The organism is Nonomuraea indica (genome assembly GCF_002850745.1).
GTDB classification, from domain to species: domain Bacteria; phylum Actinomycetota; class Actinomycetes; order Streptosporangiales; family Streptosporangiaceae; genus Nonomuraea; species Nonomuraea indica.
Map to the genome: position 1 here is coordinate 40,726 of NZ_KZ559481.1, position 20,520 is coordinate 61,245.

Sequence of the window (20,520 nt, forward strand, 5' to 3'; positions counted from 1 at the left end):
GGTATGACATATTCCATGCACGAACGTATGGAAACTTCGCATTAAGGTTGTTTGGGTGTTGTTTGAGAACGATTGGGCGGCTTCGCCGCTGCGCTGGCTCATGGAGACGCTCGGCCATGCCCAGCTCGAGCGGATGGCCGCCGATCCCTCGCTCGTGGCCGCCGTGGACCAGCACGCCGCCGAGCTGAGGGAGACCATCTCACTCGACCGCGAGACGCTGGGCGACTACCTCCTCGGGTTCGCCGACGAGCTGCGCGAGCGCAACTGGAGCTTCCACGAGCTCCACGAGTTCGACGAGTTTCCTGAGCTCCACGAGCTCCACGAGCTCGCCGGGCTTCCCCGATACCGCGGAGGCCACGACCCGGCCGCCGTGCGGCTGACGGCGATCTGCTGGCTGGCCCGCGAACTCAACCTTCTCGACGAGTCACCCGCCTGAGGCCGCTCCACGACAGCGAGCGACCGGGGCCGCCGGGCCGCCGGTCGCTCTCTCGCTCCGTTCTGGTGATCGATCGACGCCGATCACCGGCTGTCAGTACTCGGGCCGCCGGCCGGTGTCCGGCATGTCGGGACGGGCGCCCGGCATGTCCGGCCGCGCGCCCGGCATGTCCGGGCGGTCCGCCCGGGCCCCGGGCTCGCCGCCGGTGCGGATGGGCGTGGTCGGCTCGCCGGCCGCGGGCGTGGTCCGCGGCGCCTGCTGCGGCGCCATCTGCTGGGCGTCCTGGCGTCCGCGCTGGTACGCCTCGGCCTGCGCGCGGGCCTGCGGCGCCTGCTCCTCCATGCGGCCCAGCCAGCGGTCCCAGCGCTGCTGCATCGGACGCACCAGGCCGCCGCCGACGCCGATCGCCAGGATGGCGCCCACGGTGGCGAGCACCGTGATCAGCACCGGCGTGGTGACGGTCGTGGCCACACCGATCTGGTTGAGCGCGGCGATGATGCCGAGGGCCCAGATGAACACCGAGGCGGCCGTCGCCAGCCACCGGCCGTAGGACAGCCCGCCGAGGGCGCTGCCGACCAGGTCACGGACGGCCGCGGCGATCGCGCCCGCCACCACCACGATGATGATGGCGACGACGGCTCTGGGCAGCCAGGCCACCACCGCGGTCAGCAGCGTGGAGATCGGGTTGGGCCCGAAGACGCTGAAGGCCAGCTGAAGGGTGACCAGCAGGATCGCGTAGTACACCAGCTTGCCGATCAGGCCGCTGGCGTCGTAGCGGCTGCGCTCGAGCACCCGCCCCATGCCGCTGCGCTGGACGGCGCGGTCGAATCCCACCCGCTCCAGGATCTTGTCGACTGCCTTGGCCAGCAGCTTGGCGATCAGCCATCCGATGACGAGGATGGCGATGAAGGCGACCAGCCTCGGGACGAACGCCACTACCTGCCGCAACATGTCCGTCAGGCTTTGGCCTATGTTGTTCTCCACGGTTTCCTCCTTCGAGGCTCCAACGCAGACGCGCTACCCGCGGATCGGCGCTTCACACACGTACCGCGACCGGACATGCGCCCACCGCCATGACACCGCGGTGACCAGGTCCGACTCCAGCTACACAGTGTGACGAAACGCTGCGCAGGGTAATGGCAGAGTATGTTGCGCATCGGCACCTCCGGCACGGCCGGCTCGGCGGACGTGGTCATCTGCGGGTGGCGCGACAGCCGGCGTCCCCCGGTCAGGACCGGGGTCAAGCTGGTCTTCCAGGCGGGCGGCACGGTCCCCGCGCTGCCCGGGCTGCGGGTCGGCAGGCGGCCGGCGCGCGGCGTCGAGGAGCTCGCGCGGGCGCTGTGCGACGGGTTCGACGTGGTGGTGGCCGAGCCGGGCGATCCGGCGGCGCCCGTCGTCGCGGCGGGCATGTGGCACTACGGGTGGGCGGCCGGCGACGTGGGGCCGCTCGCGGGGGCGACGGTGGCCGGGCTGATCCTGGCCGGGCTGCGGGTGCCGTGCGTGCTGGAGGTGCGGGCCGACGGCGGCGCGACGCTCGACGGCGGGTCCGTGCCCGGTCAGGAGGTGCGGGTCGCCGACCTGCTCGCGGGGCTGGCCACCCGCTTCCGGTCCGGGCGCTGCCGCACGCCGGTGGTGACGGTCCCGTTCGCGTCCGTGCGGCTGGTGCAGGAGACGTGCTCGCGGGTGCGCGTCGCGCCGTGCGCGGGCGAACCGGTGTTCCTGACGCCGTCCGGGCGGGTGCAGTCTGTGTAGGTACGCATCGAGACCTTACGCACGGGAGCAAGCGTGAAGATCACAGGAGTCGAGCTGCGGCGCATCGCGATGCCGCTGGTGTCGCCGTTCCGCACCTCGTTCGGCACCGAGACGGCCAGGGACGTGCTGCTGGTCAGGGTCGTCACCCCGGAGGCGGAGGGCTGGGGCGAGTGCGTGGCGATGGCGGAGCCGCTCTACTCCTCCGAGTACGTGGACGGCGCGGCCGAGGTGATCCGCCGGTTCCTGCTGCCCGCGCTGCCGCCGGAGGTCGACGCGCACGCCGTGGGCCGGGCCCTGGAACCGGTCAAGGGCCACCGGATGGCCAAGGCCGCGGTGGAGACGGCGGTGCTGGACGCGCAGCTGCGCGCCGCGGGCGAGTCGTTCGGCCGCTACCTCGGCGCGGTCCGCGACCGGGTACCGTGCGGCGTGTCGGTGGGCATCATGGACTCCGTCCCGCGGCTTCTCGACGCGGTCGAGGGCTACCTGGCCGAGGGATACGTGCGGATCAAGCTCAAGATCGAGCCGGGCTGGGACGTCGAGCCGGTCAGGGCCGTGCGGGAGCGCTTCGGCGACGCCGTGCTGCTCCAGGTCGACGCCAACGCCGCCTACACGCTCGCGGACGCGCCCCGGCTGGCCCGGCTGGACGCCTTCGACCTGCTGCTGATCGAGCAGCCGCTCGCCCACGACGACCTCGTGCAGCACGCCAGGCTGGCCCGGCGGTTGCGCACCCCGCTCTGCCTGGACGAGTCGATCGAGTCGGCCGCGCACGCGGCCGCGGCCATCGAGCTGGGCGCGTGCTCGATCGTCAACATCAAGCCGGGGCGGGTCGGCGGCTACCTCGAGGCACGGCGCATCCACGACCTGTGCCGGGCGCACGGGATCGCGGTGTGGTGCGGCGGCATGCTGGAGACCGGCCTCGGCCGGGCGGCGAACGTCGCGCTGGCGGCGCTGCCGGGCTTCACGCTGCCCGGCGACACCTCCGCCTCGCGCCGCTACTTCGCCACCGACGTGACCGAGCCGTTCGAGCTGCGTGACGGCCACCTCGACGTGCCGACCGGGCCGGGGCTGGGCGTCGAGCCGCTGCCGGAGATCCTCGACGAGGTGACCACCTCCACGGAGTGGATCCCGTTGTGAGCCCGTACGGGAAATAACCCGTTGCCGCGCGGTGCCGAGGCCCGGCACCATGGTCGCCATGTTCCGGCACGCTCCCTTCGCGACGCCCGCCAGCGCGGGCGTGGCCGAGCGTGTCCGCGACGGCCTGGAGCGCTGACCTCTTCCCGTTCGCCTTCGAGGTGATCCGGCGGGGAGAGGTCGACGACCCCGACGGGTCACCGAGACACCAGGCTCTCCGAGGAAGGGACCATGGCCAAGCAGGCCTATGTGCGCACCAAGCCGCACCTCAACATCGGCACGATGGGGCACGTCGACCACGGCAAGACCACGCTGACCGCCGCCATCACCAAGGTGCTCGCCGCGCGCGGGCAGGCCGCGTACACGCCGTTCGAGCGGATCGACCGCACCCCGGAGGAGCACTCCCGGGGCATCACGATCGCCATCTCGCACGTCGAGTACGAGACCGCCACGCGGCACTACGCGCACGTCGACATGCCGGGGCACGCCGACTACGTGAAGAACATGATCACGGGGGCGGCGCAGCTCGACGGGGCGATCCTCGTCGTGTCCGCCCAGGACGGGATCATGCCGCAGACGCGCGAGCACGTGCTGCTCGCCCGGCGGGTCGGCGTGGAGCACCTGGTCGTCGCGGTCAACAAGGCCGACGGCGCCGACCCGGAGCTGATCGACCTGATCGAACTGGAGCTGCAGGAGCTGCTCGCCGAGCACGGCTACCACGACATCCCGATGGTCCGGGTGTCCGGGCTGCGGGCGCTGGAGGGCGACCCGGAGTGGACGGCGTCGGTCGAGGACCTGCTGCGGGCGGTGGACGACCACGTCCCGGTGCCGGTCAGGTACGTGGACGCGCCGTTCCTCATGCCGGTGGAGAACGTGCTGAGCGTCACCGGCCGGGGCACGGTCGTCACCGGCGCGATCGAGCGCGGCACCGTGGCCGTCGGCGAGCAGGTCGAGGCCGTCGGGCTCGGCGGCGGGTTCACCGCGGTGGTCACCGGGGTGGAGACGTTCGGCAAGACCATGGAGCGGGGCGAGGCGGGTGACAACGCGGCCCTGCTGCTGCGCGGCGTGCGCCGTGAGCAGGTGCGGCGCGGCATGGTGCTGGCCGCCCCCGGCAGCAGGCGCGCGCACCGGTCGTTCACCGCCCGGATCCGCCTGCTCACCGCCGAGGAGGGCGGCCGGCGCGGGCCGGTCGCGCCGGGGTACCGGCCGCAGTTCTACCTGCGGACCACCGACGTGCCGGGTGAGCTGGTCCTCGACGGCCCGGCCCGGCCGGGCGACACCGTGGAGGTCCGGGTGGAGCTCGGCAGGCCGGTCGCGGTGGAGCCGGGGCTGGGCTTCGCGATCCGCGAGGGCGGGCTGACGGTCGGCGCCGGCACGGTGCTCACCGTGCCCGGCTGACCCCGCTCGCCCGGCCCCGGCCCCGGGCACGGCAGCTCCGGGGCGCCGTCGGCCCCGCCCAAGGTCCAGGGGCGGGGCCGGGTTCGGAGCGCCGGGTACAGGCCGCAGTCAGGTCGCCGCGTTCAGGCCGGGGTCGGGTCGCCGGGTTCAGGCCGGGGTGAAGCGCAGGCGGAAGGTCACCGGCGCGGCGCGCAGCTCGTACGCGGGCAGCGTGCCCGGCCCGCAGCTGGCCGTGCCGATCCCGTGCTGGGCGTGGTCCAGGTTGACGTGGACCCGCTCGCCCGGCACGAGATCGGGCCGGTGGCCCGCCCGTTCCAGGTCGGCCGTCGTCCACCGCCGGACGGTCAGCCCGAACTCCGGATCGCCCGACACCCGCACGCCGCGCCCGCCGTCGCCGGTCAGCTCGGCCCAGCGGACGCCGGCGCGGTGGCCGTTCTCCTGGGGGTACACGTACGGCGTCTGCAGGTCCTCGACGGTGGCGCTCCACCGGCCGACACGCGCGGCCATGCCGGTGTCGGGGTAGGCCTCGCCGGGACCGCGGCCGAACCAGGTGACGTTCCCGTACGCGGCGGGCAGCGCCATGACGACGCCCAGCCGCGGGATCGGCACGTGCCAGTCGCCTTCGGGGGTGACGTCCACGGTCAGCTCCAGCGCGTCGCCGGCGGCGGTCCACCGGTAGGCGGCGCGCAGGCCGAGGTCGGTCGCGGCGGGCGCGACGCGGGTCAGCACGGTGAGACCGCCGCCGTCCTCCCGGACGGAGTCCACCCGATGGGTGAGCCGGTGCAGGCCGAGGTCGCGCCAGGTGGCGGCCAGCCCGCCGTACCGGTCGTTGTCGGTGGGCGCCCGCCACAGCTCCAGGCGGGGCCCCTCGACGTCGATGCCGAACAGGCCGGCGAGCCGGCCGGTGGCGGCGTCGAACCGGCCGCCGCCGAGCACGATCCCCGAGCCCTCCCGGGCGGGCGCCGGAGCGGGGGCGGTCGCAGGTGCCACCGCAGGGCTGACAGCGGGGCCCGCGGCGGGCGACAGGCGGACCTGTCCCCACGCGACCTCGTGCCCCGCCGGGGCCCACGGCTCGTCGGCGGCCAGCACAGCGCGGACGGTGAGCCAGCGCTCCCCCTCCCCCTCCGGTGGTTCGGGCAGCTTGACCTCCCCGCCGTCGGCCGGCACGTCGAGCGCGAACTCGGCGACCCGCTCCCCGTCGGCCTCCACCGTGGCCGTGAACGCCAGGTGCGTCAGGTCGCGGTGCGCGTGCGGGTTGGACACGCGCACCGTGCCGTCGCCGAACGCGAACCGCACCGGCTCGAACACCTTCTTCAGATCCAGCAGCCCCGGGGACGGCGTGCGGTCGGGGAAGACCAGCCCGTCGATGACGAAGTTGCCGTCGTGCAGCGGCTCGCCGTAGTCGCCGCCGTAGGCGTGGCCCAGCGTGGGGTGTTCGAGGCCGTGGTCGATCCATTCCCAGACGAACCCGCCGGCCAGTCTGGGATGACGCTCGAACAGCTCCTGGTACTCGGCAAGGCCGCCGGGGCCGAGACCCATGGCGTGCGCGTACTCGCACTGCAGGAACGGCATCGCGCGCCGCCGCGCGTCCAGCTCCGGGTCGGGCAGCGGGTCCTCCACGCCGCGCCCGATGGCCTCCACCTCGGCGTGGTCGGCGTACATCCGCGAGTAGACGTCGGCGTGGGCGCACGACCAGTCGCCCTCGTAGTGGATCGGCCGGGACGGGTCGCGCTCGCGCGTCCAGTCGGCCATCACCGCGAGGTTGCGGCCCACGCCGGACTCGTTGCCGAGCGACCACATGATCACGCTGGGGTGGTTCTTGTCGCGTTCGACCATGCGCCGCATCCGGTCGAGCAGCGCCTCGGCCCAGCGGGGGTCGTCGGTGGGGTTGCGGCGCCAGCCGATCTTCCCGAAGCCGTGCGTCTCCAGGTCGCACTCGTCGATCACCCACAGCCCCAGCTCGTCGCACAGGTCGAGGAAAGCGGGGTGGGGCGGGTAGTGGCTGGTGCGCACGGCGTTGACGTTGTGCCGCTTCATGAGCAGCACGTCCTCGCGCATGGTCTCCAGGGGTACGGCCCGGCCGTGCTCGGGATGGAACTCGTGCCGGTTGACGCCCTTGAGCAGCAGGGGGCGGCCGTTGGCGAGCAGGACGCCGTTGTCGATGGAGATCGTGCGGAAGCCGACGCGCAGGCGCACCCGCTCGCCGGGGAAGGTGACGACGGCGTCGTAGAGCCGCGGGGTGTCGGCCGACCACGGTTCGACGTCGACGGTGACGGGGGTGCCCGGCTCCAGGCCGTCGATGCCCAGCTCGGGCAGGCTGAGCACGCCGCCGTCGGCGTCGAAGCTCAGCGTGCCGCGTCCGCCGTCGTACGAGGCGCGCACGAACACGTCGGCGGCCGAGCGGGTCAGCGTGACGTCCCGGAAGATGCCGGGCAGCCACCACATGTCCTGGTCCTCCAGGTAGCTGGCGGCCGACCACTGGTGGACCCGTACGGCGAGCACGTTGCGGCCCGGCAGCAGGTACGGCCCGGCGTCGAACTCGACGGGCAGCCTGCTGCCGGTGGAGCAGCCCAGCTCGTGGCCGTTCAGCCAGACCCGGGCGAAGGAGTCGACGCCCTCGAACCGCAACCGCCCGCCGTTCCAGTCTGCGGGCAGGTCGAAGGCACGCCGGTAGTCGCCGGTCGGGTTGTCGGACGGGACGTGCGGCGGGTCCACGGGGAACGGGTAGACGACGTTGGTGTAGGCGGGGGCGCCGTGGCCGTGCAACGGCCAGTGGGACGGCACCGGCAGTTCGTCCCAGCCGGAGTCGTCGTAGCCGGGTTCGGCGAAGTCGGCGGGGACGTGCGCGGTGGCCGAGAGACGGAAGCGCCAGGCGCCGTTGAGGTCGAGGGCGGGGGCGTCGGAATGGAGGGCTGCCCGGGGAGCGAGACGGCCCGAGCCGGGGGTGAGATCTGCGAGTTCCATCGCCGCAGAAGCCTACGGCGTCGGGGCGGTCCACGGGCGGCGGCCCCCGCCGTCGTGGGGCCGCCGCCGCCGTCCGGGGCGACGGCTCCCCGCCGCCCGCCCGGGTGGTCCGCGAGCCGTGTGGACCACCCGGACGACGGTCCGTGCCGCGGGGAGCCCCGGCCGTCACTGGGGCATGAGCACCTTGTCGATGACGTAGACGGTGGCGTTGCGGGTGGAGATGTTCCCGCACGTCACCTTGGCGTCGTTGATGGTGAGGTCCTCGCCGGAGCCCTTCGTGGTGAGCTCGCCGCCCTCCAGCGTCTTGAGCGTGACGTCCTCCAGGTCGGCGGGCGCCTTGCGGCCCTCGACCACGTGGTAGCTCAGGATCCTGGTCAGCTCTTCCTTGTCGGCCATGACCCGGTCCCTGGCGTCCTGCGGGATCGCGTCGAACGCGTCGTTGCTGGGCGCGAACACGGTGATGTCCTCGGACTGGTTGAGCTTGTCGGCCAGGCCGGCCTGCTTGACCGCCTCGGCCAGCGAGGACAGGTCGGGCACGTCGCCGAGCGCGCTGCCGACCGGCTTGTCGGCGATGCCGGACAGGGCTCCCTCCAGCGCGGAGCACCCCGGGCCCTGCGGCGACGGCGTGGTCATCTCGTCCGGTGAGGTGGTCTCGCCGGGCGAGGGCGTCATCTCCCCGGTGGCGGTCTCCTCCGGAGTGGGCGGCGGAGAGGAGAGTGCGGAGACGCTGGTACTCCCGGTCACGGTGGCGGTCAGCGCCAGCGCCGCCGCGAGAAGCATTCGTTTCACGATGTCCCCCTGAGTGCTGAGCGGCCCGGGCTCGATGGCCCGGGTCCTCTCCAGTGTCGGAGGCCATAGAGAACACAACAGTTGCAAATGCCCCAAAAAGGCACAAAAGGCGTATACCACAACTTTTGCCCGGCGCGGCGCAGAAAAGGCCGCAGTGTGGGCAGTGCCGCCGCCCGGCCCGCGCTGAACGGCCCGCGCCGGACGGCGCGTGGTGAACGGCGCGCGCCGGACGACGCGCGCCGGACGGGCCAAGCGGCGGACGGGCCGAGCGCCGGACGGGCCGGGCGGCGGACGGGCCGGGCGGCGGGGTGTCAGGCGGCGGGCTTGGCCGCGGGTTCGGCGGCGGCCGCCGCGACCTCCACGACGGCCTGCCGGGTCACCCCGTTGACCGTGACGGCCACCGTCACCTGCCCCTCGCGCCGGCCCGTGAGCGTCCCCGTGGCCGGATCCAGCACCGCCACGTGCCGGGGCCCGGCCGTACGGGGTGAGCCGACGTGCAGGCCGGGCGAGCCGGACCAGGACGCCGACACCGGGTACGCGGCGGGCACGGTCCGCGAGCCCTGCCTGACCTCGGCCGTGACCTGCGCGCTCGTCCCGGCCGCGAGCGTGGCCGGCGCGGTCAGCGTGAGCTCGTCGACATGCGGCCGGACCTGGGCGCCGATCCAGGCGGGCGCGTCCACGAACCAGTTGCGCCGGACGTGTTCGGCCTCCTGCGGGGTGACCGGGTCGACGCCCCACAGCGACCAGCCGGTGAAGCCGCCGTCGTTCGGGGCCGTCGCGGGGTTCTTGCCGGAGTTGCCGTTGACGAACGCGGGCACGGCGTCCACCCGCGAGGCGTGGAAGGTGCCGACGTGCGCCCCGATGAGCGCGGCGCCCTTGCCGGTGGTCCGCTGGAAGTCGGCGAGCCAGCTCTCGACGAGCGCGGCCTCCTTCCGGTCGCCCAGCTGGCTGCCCTTGCCCGGGGTGGGGTCACGCGGCGGCACGTGGAAGACCACCACGACCGAGCCGATCCCGCGGTCCCGCGCGGCCGCGTCGAGCCGGGACCGCAGCAGCGCCACCTGGTCGAACCCGCCGCCGCGCAGCGTGAGACGCGAGGTGTCGAGGGTGACGAAGCGGGTGCCCCGGTGATCGAAGGTGGTGTGGGTGTCGCCGAAGACCGCCCGGAAATTGTCGATCTTGCCGCCCATGACCTCGTGGTTGCCCGGCACGTAGTGGTAGGGCAGCGTGCCGCCGAGTTCCTCGTCCAGGATGCGCTTGGCCAGTGCGAAGTCCTCGGGTGAGGCCTCGTCCACCAGGTCGCCGTTGATGATCAGGAAGTCGGGCTTCGCCGCCCTGATCTCCTTCAGCGTGCGGCGGGCGTTGCGCACGATGTCGCTGTCGGGGTCGCGGGCGACGAACTGGGCGTCCGACATGACCGCGAACCGCCACGGCATCGCCGACACCTCGGGCTTGACCACCGGGTCGGCGATCCTGACCGCGGGCGGCGCCGACACGGACGGCGGCACCTTGGCCACGAGCCCGTCGATGACGATCTCACCCGTGTACTTCTGGTCGGCGCGCGTCTCGGCGACGTAGAAGCGGCGCAGCCGGAGCGGGTGGTTGACGCCCGACGGCACGGCGAACTCGACGTACTTCCAGCCGGTCCACGTCAGGTACGGCCCGCGCAGGATCTGCGACTGGCCGAGCGCGTCGTAGAACTCCAGGCTGGGCCACTCGCCCTTGCCGCTGGAGTGGATCCACAGCCCGAACGCCTGCGCCTGGCCCGGGACCGTGATCTGCTGCGGCGGGCTGGCGTAGGCGGCCCGGGTGGCGGTGGACTGGGTGAAGTCGTAGGAGAGCTTCAGGCCGCCGCCGTTCTGGCCGGGCACGGCCGACAGCGAGCCGGTGGCGCGGGCCGCGGCGAACGTCCACGAGGCCGCGTCGTCGAAGCCCGCGATCGGCTTGTCCTCCAGGCCGACGGTGACGGGCACGGCGGTGGTGACGCCGCCGGCCTTGGCGGTGATGAGGCCGGACCCGGTGTCGCGCCTGGCCTTGACGGTGAAGGAGCCGTGCTCGGACGGCGTCACCTCGAACAGGTCGCGGTCGTAGGAGAGGGTGAGGTCGGCCGGCTCGATGGGGGCGGAGTTGCCGTTGCGGTCGTAGCCGACCACGCCGAACACGGCCGTGCCGTCCGCGCCCTGCAGGGTGACACGGTCGGCGGTGGTGCCGAGCCGCTGGAGGGGCTGGAGCACGGTCAGGTCCAGGGTGCCCTTGGCGGTGCCGCGGGAGGCGGTGACCGTGGTGCGGCCGGGGACGAGCGCGTGGAATCTCCCGTCGCGGACCACACCGTGCACCGCCGGGCTGGAGCGCCAGATCGGGGCGCCCTTGGCCGGGCCGTACGTCTCGTCGTATCCGGCGGCGGTCAGCCGCCGGGTGAGACCGGGGAAGACCCGCTCGGGCCGACCGCCCGCGACGGGGGCGGCGCCGGGGGCGCGGGCCGGGTCCGTGGCGGTCTCCAGCCAGAAGCCCTTGAGCCGGCCGCTCCCTTCGGGGGCGAACAGGGCCAGGCCGTTGGGCACGTGCCGCTCGCCGCCGTCGGAGGGGCTGTTCTCCACCTGGACGTCGGCCTGGCCGGGCTCGCGGGCGAGCATGGTGGACGAGCCGCCGCCGTCGAGGTTGAGCGCGTTGGCGGCGCCCAGCTCGACCATCATCGCGGCCAGCTCGTTCAGGGTGACGCCGCGGCTGTCGGCCTGACGCCCGTCCACGGTCAGCAGGTGCATCGTGCGGCCGTCGGCGGAGAAGCCGACCGCGGTGCGCGGGTGGGCGGCCGGATCGGCGGAGTGCTGCGCGACGCCGTCCTTGACGAGGACGTGGTTGCCGCCGACGGCCGCCTTGACCTCGCGGTCGTCCGACGCCTTGGGCCGGTAGGCCACCTCGACCCGGTCGCCGGGCCGGAGCGCGGCCAGGGCGGTCGCTCCGGCGTCGCGGCCCAGCAGGACGGTGGTGCCCGCGGGGATGGGCCCGCTGCCGGCCGCCTGCCGTACCTGGGTGACGACGCCGCCGGCCAGCTCCACCTCGGTGACGGCGGTGGCGCCCTCGACGGCGCGGGTCCGCGGGTGGGAGCCCCACAGCGGCGTGAACAGGCCCACGCCGTCCCGCTGGACGAGCTGGTTGAACTGGGTGAGCGTGATCGGCGAACCGCCCGCGGGGGTGGCGGTGCCCTCGAAGTGCATGGTGAGCACGCGGCCGATGCCGTCGCCGGTGACCGCGACGGCCTTGTCGTGGCCGGCGGCCGGGGACTGGATCAACGTGCCGTTCTGGACGCCGATGCCGCGGGCCGCGCCGGAGTTGTTGATGTCGAAGAAGTCGCCGTTGACGGCGGCGACGGCGCGGGCGCGCCGGGCGGGGCCCGACAGCGGCTCGGTCTTCGACACCTCGCCCGAGAACACGTAGTCGGCCCTGGCGCTGCCGAGGTCGGCGGTGACCGCGTCGGCGCGCAGCCAGCCGAGCGCGTCGTAGCGGTCGAAGGAGGTCAGGGAGACGCCGGGCGCGACGGGCCTGGTCGTCCTGGCGGTCTCCAGGTGCTCGCCGGCGGTCCCGGCGAGCAGGGTGGAGGGGGGCGGGTACGACGACGCGGTGGGCGCGTCCTCTGCGGGGGGCTTCGGGTCGGCCTGAGCGGGGGCGACGGCGCCTAACAGGAGCGCGGCCCCGGCGAGGGAGCCGGCCAGGGAACGGAGGGTCTGCACGACCGAACTCAATCGCTCGTGGCTATAACTTTCAAGTCTTCGCAATGAACTAAAAGAAAACTTCAAGCGTGGGAGGCCGCGCCGGGCCCGTGACGTCGCGCATGCCTTTTCCCACCGGCTGGGCTATGGTCGGCCTCATGACGAGGTCGTGGCGGCTGTGGCGGGCACCGGGAGGCTGCCTGGCCCATGCCGGCGTGCTCGGCCTCGTCCTGCTGAGCCTCCTGCTGGCCGGCTCCGCCCCCACCTCCTATGGCGGGCCCGCCCAGCGCGGCGCCCTGGCCGGCGACGCCTGGGTGCTCGGCGCCTGGGACACCCAGCTGTCGGGCACCCTGCCGCAGGCCGCGCCGAGCGGCCGCGAGCACCACGTGCTGTCCCTGTGGCCGGCGCCGCGCGGCGAGCAGGCCGGGCATCCCCCGGCGGGACCGGCCCGGAGCCTCGCGCCCGTCGGTCCGCGTGACCCGCAGCAGGTCGGTCATCGCGCCCCGGGCTCGCGCAGCCCGCCGCTGATCTAGCCGTTCCTCTCCGCACCCGCCCGCGGGACACCCGCCGGCGGGCCTTCTCGCGTGCCCATCCGCGCACGCGGGCGCTCGATCAGCGACTTCACCGTCCAGAAAGGACGTTCAGCATGACCGGCACCACCGGCGGAGCCCACCTCAGCAGCGTGCAGGCCCAGACCCTGCGCCAGGAGCTGGAGGAGCAGCTCGCCTGGCGCAGCAGCCAGCTGCTCAACCTGCAGGCCGCGGCCCGGGACGCGCGCGGGGCGGACGACACCTGGCAGGAGTTGCTCGCCTCCATCACCGCCGCCGACCGCGCGGTCGCCGAACTGCGGCAGGCCCTCGACCGGCTGGAGGAGGGCGACTACGGCCGCTGCGCGCACTGCGCGTCGGTGATCCCGTTCGAACGGCTCAAGATCCGGCCGCTGGCCCGCTACTGCATCGACTGCCAGCGCCGGCACGAGGCCGCCTGACCTGCGGGGAACGGGGCGGCGGGCCCGCCGTCCCGTTCCCGCTGCCCGGCTACGCGTGCCGGGCGACGGGGTCGCCGTGCCGCTCCGGCCGGGCGGCCTCGGCGGGCTCCTGCTGCCCGGACGCGGACTTCAGCCCCGCGTACAGGACCAGGGGGACGGCCAGCGCCACGGCCATGGACAGCACTGCGGTGCCGGAGTCGTTCACCAGCATGCCGACCACGCCGCTGACCAGCGCGCCGATGAGGCCGGCGCGCAGCATCGGCGCCCGCGCGAACGCCTGCGGGAGCAGGCCGGCGCTGGCCTGGCCGGGCCGCAGCAGCGCGAAGACCAGGAACGCCAGGCCGACGATGACGATCGGCATGAGGTTGGGCGAGAGCATGGTGTTGAGCATGGCGCCCAGCTTGCGGCCGATCATCGGCAGGAACGTGCCGTCGATCACCTGGCCGACGAACCTGCCCAGGTGCGTCTGCGAGGCGGGCGGGCGCTGGAAGTCGAGCACCGCGATGACCGACACCGCCACCCCGCCCAGCACGCAGAACGCGCCGAGCTTCAGCACCGACACCTTCCGGCCCGCCACGAGCAGCGCCGTGACGGCGATGCCGGGCACGAACGCGATCACGCCGCCGAAGTCGCTGCCCACGCCGGGCCAGCCGGCCAGCAGCATCGCCGCCACGCCGAGACCGGCGACGAGGCCCACCGCGACCCGGCCACGCCCGCGGCGGACCAGGTGGTCGGCGGCTATCGCGGTGCCCATGAGCACGGCGGTGGCGAGCAGCGCGAACGGGATGTTGGCCAGCCCGTAGTAGCGCCCGCCGACCACCGCGGTGTAGCCCATCAGGCTGTTGAACTGCAGCGTCGTTCCGGTGAGCAGGTCGGCGACGAGGGCGGCTGCGGTCACCCCGGCGACCACGGCGGGCGGCCCCAGAGGGTGGCGACGCCACGGCCCGGCCATGGCGAGCGTCACGACCACCGCCGCCAGCGCGAGGACTCCCGCGACGAGCGTCGCGACCGGCTGCCCGGCGTGCACCCACGGCAGCAGGTTGACGAGGTAGGTCGAGACGGGGATGGAGGCGATGCCGAGCGCGGCCACGCCCACGGCGAGCGGCCGCCTGCTCCGCGACAGCAGCAGGTAGGCGGTGGCGTAGAAGGCGACCTGGACGATGGCGAACCCGGTGAAGAACACCCCGGTCGTGGAGCGCACGCTGGTGCCCGCCAGGTCCGAGCGGCGCAGGTGCGCGGCGGCCTCCGCCAGCGGCAGCACCTCGCCGGGCGCCCACCGCACGCCGATGACGGTCGACGGCACGGGCACACCGGCCGAGGTCAGCAGGGTGGCGGTGAGGTCGGGCAGGACCGTGATGTCGTCGCGCCGGGTCGAGGTGGTGCCGAGCAGCGCGCCGGCGACCTCCGCCCGCTTCCACATGACGACCCTGAGATGCGGCACGCTGCCGTGGTCGCCGATCCCGGTCAGCAGCACCTCGGCGTCGGCGGGGATTCTGGCGAGCGCCTCCCCCACCTCGGCGTCGGCCGCTCGCACCGCCTCGCGCCGCCGCTCGGGCGTGAGCAGCTCGGGCTCCTGGGGCAGGCTGCCGCCGGCCACGTACGGGCTGATCAGCTCGTCCACGTCGACGGCCAGCACGCGGCAGCGCGACCAGTCGGCCAGCGCGGCAGGCTCCGGCGCGTACAGGTCCACCTTGCCTGTCCGGTCGGCCAGTGCGAGCGCCGCTCCCCTGCCGACGGCGGCGGTGCACTGGCCGGCGTCGCGCAGGGCCTGTCCGAGCGTGCCCACGTAGGTGCCGTCACGCCGGGCGAGCAGGTCCTGGAATCCCGGCACCACGGCGCCCGCGCCCCGCGCCTCGGGCACCGGGGGCAGCGCGCACCCGTGGCCGTAGGCGGAGCGGACGCCGGCGGAGACGGTCATCCAGCCGTCGAACGGGCAGGCGACCGTGCCGACCGTCTTCACCGAGACCGACCCGAGCCCGCTCTGACCTGCCAGCCGCCACAGGTGGGGCGTGGTGTCCGGGCCGAGGTCGTCCCAGTGCAGGCCGGGCACGCCGATGAGCGCCACCCGCCCGGCGGCCGTGCCCCCGGTGGCCCCGGTGTCGCCAGTGCTCACGGTGCCCCCGGCGGCCTGCGCCGTGGCGGGCAGTGTCCACCACAGCGCCGACGTGACCAGGAGCAATAGTGCCCACCTCACCGCAGGCCCCCATCCGGATGAGGAGCGCCGCGCGACGTCACATCCTGGACCCGCGCGGCGCTCGAATACGAGAATCGCTCGGCAACCTAGCACGCGCCCGTCGTCGTACGCTGCCTTCTCGATCACACCGCGATCACACCGTTCGTCAGGCGATGGGGGTCATCCCGTACGGGTGGTGCCCGGCGGCGGGAACGGCGGCGATTCGTGATCTCCACGCCGGGGAGCTCCAGGGAGAGTAGCCAGGTCATAGCCGTCCAACCCCGCACAAGAGGCGTCACATCACTGGCGTTGGCGCGATCGGCGGCGCAGACTGAAGAGACGGCGATCCGTCGAGTGGGAGCACCCGTGGACAACTACCTTGAGCACATGCCGGTCCTGTCCCGAGGAAGGCACCGTAACCCGAAGCGTGGTGCCTGCTTCATGGAACTGGCTTCCTACCTCGCCGGCGAGCGGTGGAGCGACCACCCGGCCTGCACGCACCCGCTGCTGGCCGCGCTCGCCCGCCTGGTCAACGACAACACCGATGACGACAACCGGGGCAAGCTGATCGGGCTCGTCCCGTCGATCATCGGGCTGGCGGGCGACGACCTGCGCATCGACGCCCGCATCGCGCTGCGCTGCGCGACGACCGCGCTCCCGGTGGCCGCGGCCGAGCGGCAGCTCGCCCTGGCGGTGTCCGTCCTGGCCGCCGAGGAGATGCTGTGCCGGCTCGACGGCGCGCCGGCGGGCCGGCTGAGCGAGCGCAGCCGCTGGGCGATGGAGCAGGTGCCGCTCGCGGCCGAGCAGGCCCGGCGGTTCAGCAAGGCGGCCCGGATCACGGAGAAGGGCTTCCGCCGGTACGCCGCGCCGAACGCGGTGCAGCTGTCGGTGGTGGGCATCGTCCAGGCCTGCATCCCGGATCCGGACGCGCTGCTGCGCGAGCTGCTGACGGCGGCGATCGCCGACTGCGCCGAGCTGGTCCACGGCGTCAGGCCCGGCGACCGCGCGGCCGCCACGCCGGACGCCACGCCGGACGCCGCCGCAGGCACGGCCGAGCAGGGCCAGGGAGTGCCGGAACCGTCCCCCTGGCACCCGGCGCCCGGTTCGTCCCCGGCCCGCACCTGACCGACCGCCCGGCAGCCCGGACCCGGCACCGCCCGGGCCCGGGCGGGCACTCGCAGGGTGAATCCGGTCACTTTGGTGGCCCTTACCCGCGCGGGGGCCCGCACCCCCTTGTGCGCTTGTGATCCCGGGGAGCTCCGGTCGCCGCGCCCACCCACCCCGGCGATCACGAGCCGGGTCGCCGTCCTGTGACCTGGCCCTCCACTCCCCGTACGGCATTCTCTCCACCGGCTCGGAACGTCCCCGGAGAGCCCGCACGCACGTTCGGAACGCCGTGTCACAAAAGAGCGAAACCGCAGGTCAGGCAAGCCTCTCCTTCGTTGCGACTGTCCCGACATATGCCTAGATTTCAGTAGAAGGCATGATCTATGGGAGGCGCTTTCATGACCATCGAGCTTGTCCAGCCCCACTCTGCGGAGCAGCACCACACGCACCGGGACGTGACCGGCGGCTGGTTGCGCCCGGCGGTCTTCGGCGCGATGGACGGCCTGGTCTCCAACTTCGCGCTGATCGCCGGCGTGGTGGGCGCCGCGGGCGCCGGTCGCGGAGCGGTGCTGGCGGGGTTCGCCGGTCTGGTGGCCGGGGCGTGCTCGATGGCGGCGGGCGAGTACACGTCCGTGAAGTCGCAGACGGAGCTGATGCGCGCCGAGATCGCGGTGGAACGCCGCGAACTGGCCCGCAACCCCGAGGGTGAGCAGGCCGAGCTGGCGGCCCTGTACCGGTCCCGCGGGCTCGACCCCGACCTGGCGCAGCGGGTCGCGGCGGGGCTGTCGGCGGACCCGGAGCAGGCGCTGCGCGTGCACGTGCGCGAGGAGCTCGGCGTCGATCCCGACGACCTGCCCTCCCCCTACCTGGCGGCCGCGTCGTCGTTCGGCGCGTTCTCGGCGGGGGCGCTGGTGCCGCTGGTGCCGTTCCTGTTCGGGGCGTCGGGGCTGGTGGTGGCGCTGGTGCTGAGCGTGGTGGCGCTGTTCGTCTTCGGCGCGGTGGTGGCGCGGATGACGGCCCGGCCGTGGTGGCTGGGCGGGCTGCGTCAGCTCGGGCTGGGCGTGGGCGCCGCGGCGGTGACGTTCGGCATCGGCCACGTGCTCGGCGTCACCGTCGCCTGACCCGCGGCGACTGGCGGCCGATTCGGCTGATCCGGTAGGTCCGCGGCGGGCGGCGGGAAGTCATGGCGAGGAGGTCGGCCTCCTCGCCATTTTCAGGTTATAGCGCGCTGGGGGGCTTGCGGCAAGGCCCGGCTCCTGCCGCAGAATCGTCGGCCGAGGCCAGGACCTGCGAACGGGGATTCGACGTGTGTGTGTCGTTGTCGATGTACGGGGGACGCGGTGGCGTCGGACCGGCGGGGACCGGCGGAGCGGCGGGCCGGCTCATCGGGGAGAAAAGGCCGTGCCCGACGGCACCGGTGACCCGACCGGCCGGCGCAGCGCGACGAGGCACCGCCGGCGCGGGGGTGTCGCGATGACCGGGCGGCACGTGTGGGACCTTCACGAGGTGGACCGGACGCGGGTCGCGGTCGTCGGCGGCAAGGGCGCGCATCTCGGGGAACTGTCGCGGATCGACGGGGTCCGCGTGCCGGCCGGCTTCTGCGTGGCGACGGACGCCTTCCGGCGGATCATGGCGGAGGCGCCGTCGATCGGCGATCGGCTCGACGAGCTGTCACGCCTGAACCCGGATGACCGGGAGGCGATCCGCACCCTCAGCGCCGGCGTCCGCCGGACCGTCGAGGGGATCGCCGTCCCCGACGATCTCGCGGCTGCGATCACCGGCGCGGTCGCGCGGCTCGGCGAGCACGCCGCCTACGCCGTGAGGTCCAGCGCCACGGCGGAGGACCTGCCGACAGCGTCGTTCGCCGGCCAGCAGGACACCTACCTGAACGTCGTGGGGCCGGAGGCGGTCCTCCAGCACGTCCGCCGGTGCTGGGCGTCGTCGTTCACCGAGCGGGCCGTGACCTACCGCCTGCGCAACGGCTTCGACCACCGCGCGGTCCGCATGGCCGTGGTCGTGCAGCGGATGGTCTTCCCGCAGGCGGCCGGCATCCTGTTCACGGCCGACCCCGTCACGGGCAACCGGAAGGTCGCCACCGTGGACGCCGGCTTCGGCCTCGGCGAGGCCCTGGTCTCCGGCCTGGTGAACCCGGACGTCTTCAAGGTGCGGGACGGCGAGGTCGTCTCCCGGGCGGTCGCCGTCAAGGAGCGGGCCGTCCACGCCTCGCCGGCCGGCGGGACGCGGGTGGTGCCGATCGACCCGCGGCGGCAGGGGCAGCCGGCGTTGACGGACGCGCAGGTCGTGCGGCTCGTCCAGCTCGGGCGGCGGATCGAGGCGCACTTCGGTCACCCGCAGGACATCGAATGGTGCCTGGTCGGCGATGACTTCCGGATCGTCCAGAGCCGGCCGATCACCACGCTGTTCCCCGTCCCCGAGACCGGTGACCAGGAGAACCACGTCTACGTCTCGGTCGGTCACGGGCAGATGATGACCGACGCCATGAAGCCCCTGGGCGTCTCCATGTGGCAGCTGACGGCCCTGGCGCCGATGCACGAGGCCGGCGGGCGGCTGTTCGTCGACGTCACCCGGCGACTGGCCTCGCCCGCGAGCCGCGCCGGCCTCCTGGAGACCGTGGGGAGGTCCGATCCGCTGACCAGGGACGCGCTGGAGACCGTCCTCGACCGCGACGGCTTCGTCCCGACGCTCCCGGACCCGGACCCGGATCCCGGCGAGCCGCGTCCGAGCGGCACACCCGCCCCGATCGCGACCGATCCGGCCATCGTCACCGAGCTGGTCGAGCGCAGCCGGTCCTCCATCGCCGCCCTGCGGCGCGACATCCGGGCGAAGAGGGGACCGGCGCTGTTCGACTTCCTGCTGGAGGCCTTCCAGGAGCACAAACGGGTCCTCAGCGATCCGCTGAGCATGCAGGCGATCATGGCCGGGATGGAGGCCACCTGGTGGCTCAACGACCGGCTGCGGGAATGGCTGGGCGAGAAGAACGCGGCCGACACCCTCACCCTGTCCGCCCCCGGCAACGTCACGTCGGAGATGGGGTTGGCACTGCTCGACGTCGCCGACGCGATCCGCCCGCATCCGCAGGTGGTGGCGTACCTGCGGGACGTCGAGGACGACGGCTTCCTGGACGAGCTGTCGAAGCTGCCGGGCGGGACCGAGGCCCGCCATGCCGTCCAGGCGTTCCTCGACCGGTACGGCATGCGCTGCGTCGGCGAGATCGACATCACGAGACCGCGCTGGAGCGAACGGCCCGCCACGCTGGTGCCCCTGATCCTGGACAACGTCAGGCTCTTCGAGCCGGGGGCCGCCGTACGGCGCTTCGAGCAAGGGCGGCAGGAGGCGCGCAGGAAGGAGCAGGAGGTGCTGTCACGCCTGCGGGACCTGCCGGACGGGGAGCGGAAGGCCGACGAGGCGAAGCGGATGATCGACCGGGTCCGAACCTTCATCGGCTACCGCGAGTACCCGAAGTACGACATCGTCAGTCGCTACTTCGTCTACAAGCGGGCCCTGCTGGAGGAGGCCGAGCGCCTCGTCCAGGCCGGCGTGCTGCGCGAGCGGGAGGACGTCTTCCACCTCACGTTCCAGGAGCTGCACGACGTCGCGCGCACCCACCAGGTGGATCACGAGCTCATCCGGCGGCGCAAGGACGCCTTCCGGTCGTACCAGGCGCTCACGCCACCGCGGGTGCTCACCTCCGACGGGGAGGCCGTCGCCGGGAGGTACCGGCGCGACGGCGTGCCGGCCGGCGCCCTGGCCGGCCTGCCGGTCTCGGCCGGGACCGTCGAGGGCAGGGCCCGCGTCATCCTGGACCTGGCGCGGGCCGATCTCGAAGCGGGCGACATCCTGGTCACGACCTGCACGGATCCCAGCTGGTCGCCGCTGTTCGTCGCGATCACGGGCCTGGTGACGGAGGTGGGCGGCCTGATGACCCACGGCGCCGTGATCGCCCGGGAGTACGGCCTGCCGGCCGTCGTGGGCGTGGAGCGGGCGACCCGGATCATCCGGGACGGCCAGCGGATCCGCGTGCACGGAACGGAGGGCTACGTCGAGATCCTGTCGTGAC

General features: G+C 73.6%; 14 protein-coding genes. 9 read left to right on the forward strand and 5 right to left on the reverse strand.

Annotated features, from left to right (window positions below; translation table 11 throughout):
* The first annotated feature begins 55 nt into the window (after positions 1-55).
* Positions 56-436 carry a DUF6401 family natural product biosynthesis protein gene (locus CXR44_RS31125; RefSeq protein WP_219602057.1) on the forward strand — a complete coding sequence of 127 codons (381 nt, stop codon included), beginning with the start codon at positions 56-58 and terminating at the stop codon, positions 434-436.
* 93 nt (positions 437-529) lie between these two features.
* On the opposite strand, the gene CXR44_RS31130 is transcribed toward CXR44_RS31125, so the two are convergent.
* Positions 530-1,420 (reverse strand): mechanosensitive ion channel family protein, encoded by an 891-nt coding sequence (locus tag CXR44_RS31130; RefSeq protein ID WP_281260309.1) that lies wholly within the window; start codon positions 1,418-1,420, stop codon positions 530-532.
* A gap of 162 nt (positions 1,421-1,582) precedes the next feature.
* On the opposite strand from CXR44_RS31130, the gene CXR44_RS31135 reads away from it, so the two are divergent.
* The 3 genes from CXR44_RS31135 (at position 1,583) to tuf (ending at position 4,717) form a co-directional block, all read left to right on the forward strand.
* On the forward strand, positions 1,583-2,188 hold the full coding sequence (locus CXR44_RS31135) for an acyclic terpene utilization AtuA family protein (RefSeq protein WP_101789724.1): 606 nt from the start codon (positions 1,583-1,585) through the stop codon (positions 2,186-2,188).
* A 33-nt stretch (positions 2,189-2,221) separates the two neighbouring features.
* The gene (menC, locus tag CXR44_RS31140; RefSeq protein ID WP_180903789.1) at positions 2,222-3,322 is read left to right on the forward strand and encodes an o-succinylbenzoate synthase; all 1,101 of its coding nucleotides are present in this window, start codon (positions 2,222-2,224) and stop codon (positions 3,320-3,322) included.
* A gap of 228 nt (positions 3,323-3,550) precedes the next feature.
* Positions 3,551-4,717 carry an elongation factor Tu gene (tuf, locus tag CXR44_RS31145; protein WP_101789725.1) on the forward strand — a complete coding sequence of 389 codons (1,167 nt, stop codon included), beginning with the start codon at positions 3,551-3,553 and terminating at the stop codon, positions 4,715-4,717.
* Positions 4,718-4,864: 147 nt separating this feature from the next.
* On the opposite strand, the gene CXR44_RS31150 is transcribed toward tuf, so the two are convergent.
* From CXR44_RS31150 to CXR44_RS41825, 3 genes are all read right to left on the reverse strand, one after another.
* Positions 4,865-7,681, reverse strand: coding sequence for a glycoside hydrolase family 2 TIM barrel-domain containing protein (locus CXR44_RS31150; RefSeq protein WP_101789726.1), 2,817 nt, complete (start codon positions 7,679-7,681; stop codon positions 4,865-4,867).
* A gap of 165 nt (positions 7,682-7,846) precedes the next feature.
* Complete coding sequence (locus CXR44_RS31155) at positions 7,847-8,461, reverse strand: fasciclin domain-containing protein (RefSeq protein ID WP_101789727.1); 615 nt, start codon at positions 8,459-8,461, stop codon at positions 7,847-7,849.
* A 320-nt stretch (positions 8,462-8,781) separates the two neighbouring features.
* Positions 8,782-12,195: a phosphodiester glycosidase family protein gene (locus tag CXR44_RS41825; RefSeq protein WP_219602058.1), complete on the reverse strand. Its 3,414-nt coding sequence runs from the start codon at positions 12,193-12,195 to the stop codon at positions 8,782-8,784.
* Between the two features lie 137 nt (positions 12,196-12,332).
* Here CXR44_RS41825 and CXR44_RS31165 point away from each other — a divergent pair, with 137 nt between their 5' ends.
* Entirely contained in the window at positions 12,333-12,707 is a 375-nt protein-coding gene (locus CXR44_RS31165) for a hypothetical protein (protein ID WP_144070151.1), read from the forward strand.
* 113 nt (positions 12,708-12,820) lie between these two features.
* Positions 12,821-13,162: a TraR/DksA family transcriptional regulator gene (locus CXR44_RS31170; RefSeq protein WP_101789730.1), complete on the forward strand. Its 342-nt coding sequence runs from the start codon at positions 12,821-12,823 to the stop codon at positions 13,160-13,162.
* 49 nt (positions 13,163-13,211) lie between these two features.
* Here the strand turns inward: CXR44_RS31170 and CXR44_RS31175 are convergent, their stop codons facing one another.
* The gene (locus CXR44_RS31175) at positions 13,212-15,341 is read right to left on the reverse strand and encodes an alkaline phosphatase family protein (protein WP_101789731.1); all 2,130 of its coding nucleotides are present in this window, start codon (positions 15,339-15,341) and stop codon (positions 13,212-13,214) included.
* A gap of 435 nt (positions 15,342-15,776) precedes the next feature.
* Between CXR44_RS31175 and CXR44_RS31180 the strand changes: the two genes are divergently transcribed.
* The 3 genes from CXR44_RS31180 (at position 15,777) to rph (ending at position 20,519) form a co-directional block, all read left to right on the forward strand.
* Positions 15,777-16,460, forward strand: coding sequence for a hypothetical protein (locus CXR44_RS31180; RefSeq protein ID WP_180903790.1), 684 nt, complete (start codon positions 15,777-15,779; stop codon positions 16,458-16,460).
* Between the two features lie 380 nt (positions 16,461-16,840).
* Entirely contained in the window at positions 16,841-17,563 is a 723-nt protein-coding gene (locus tag CXR44_RS31185) for a VIT1/CCC1 transporter family protein (RefSeq protein WP_101789732.1), read from the forward strand.
* Between the two features lie 280 nt (positions 17,564-17,843).
* On the forward strand, positions 17,844-20,519 hold the full coding sequence (rph, locus tag CXR44_RS31190; protein ID WP_245899606.1) for a rifamycin-inactivating phosphotransferase: 2,676 nt from the start codon (positions 17,844-17,846) through the stop codon (positions 20,517-20,519).
* Position 20,520 lies beyond the last annotated feature (1 nt).

Bases quoted from the DNA above. Each gene is read 5' to 3' on its own strand.
- CXR44_RS31135 (WP_101789724.1), top strand. From the start codon at position 1,583: ATGTTGCGCATCGGCACCTCCGGCACGGCCGGCTCGGCGGACGTGGTC.
- tuf (WP_101789725.1), top strand. From the start codon at position 3,551: ATGGCCAAGCAGGCCTATGTGCGCACCAAGCCGCACCTCAACATCGGC.
- CXR44_RS31150 (WP_101789726.1), bottom strand. From the start codon at position 7,681: ATGGAACTCGCAGATCTCACCCCCGGCTCGGGCCGTCTCGCTCCCCGG.
- CXR44_RS31155 (WP_101789727.1), bottom strand. From the start codon at position 8,461: ATGCTTCTCGCGGCGGCGCTGGCGCTGACCGCCACCGTGACCGGGAGT.
- CXR44_RS31165 (WP_144070151.1), top strand. From the start codon at position 12,333: ATGACGAGGTCGTGGCGGCTGTGGCGGGCACCGGGAGGCTGCCTGGCC.
- CXR44_RS31170 (WP_101789730.1), top strand. From the start codon at position 12,821: ATGACCGGCACCACCGGCGGAGCCCACCTCAGCAGCGTGCAGGCCCAG.
- CXR44_RS31180 (WP_180903790.1), top strand. From the start codon at position 15,777: ATGGAACTGGCTTCCTACCTCGCCGGCGAGCGGTGGAGCGACCACCCG.
- CXR44_RS31185 (WP_101789732.1), top strand. From the start codon at position 16,841: ATGACCATCGAGCTTGTCCAGCCCCACTCTGCGGAGCAGCACCACACG.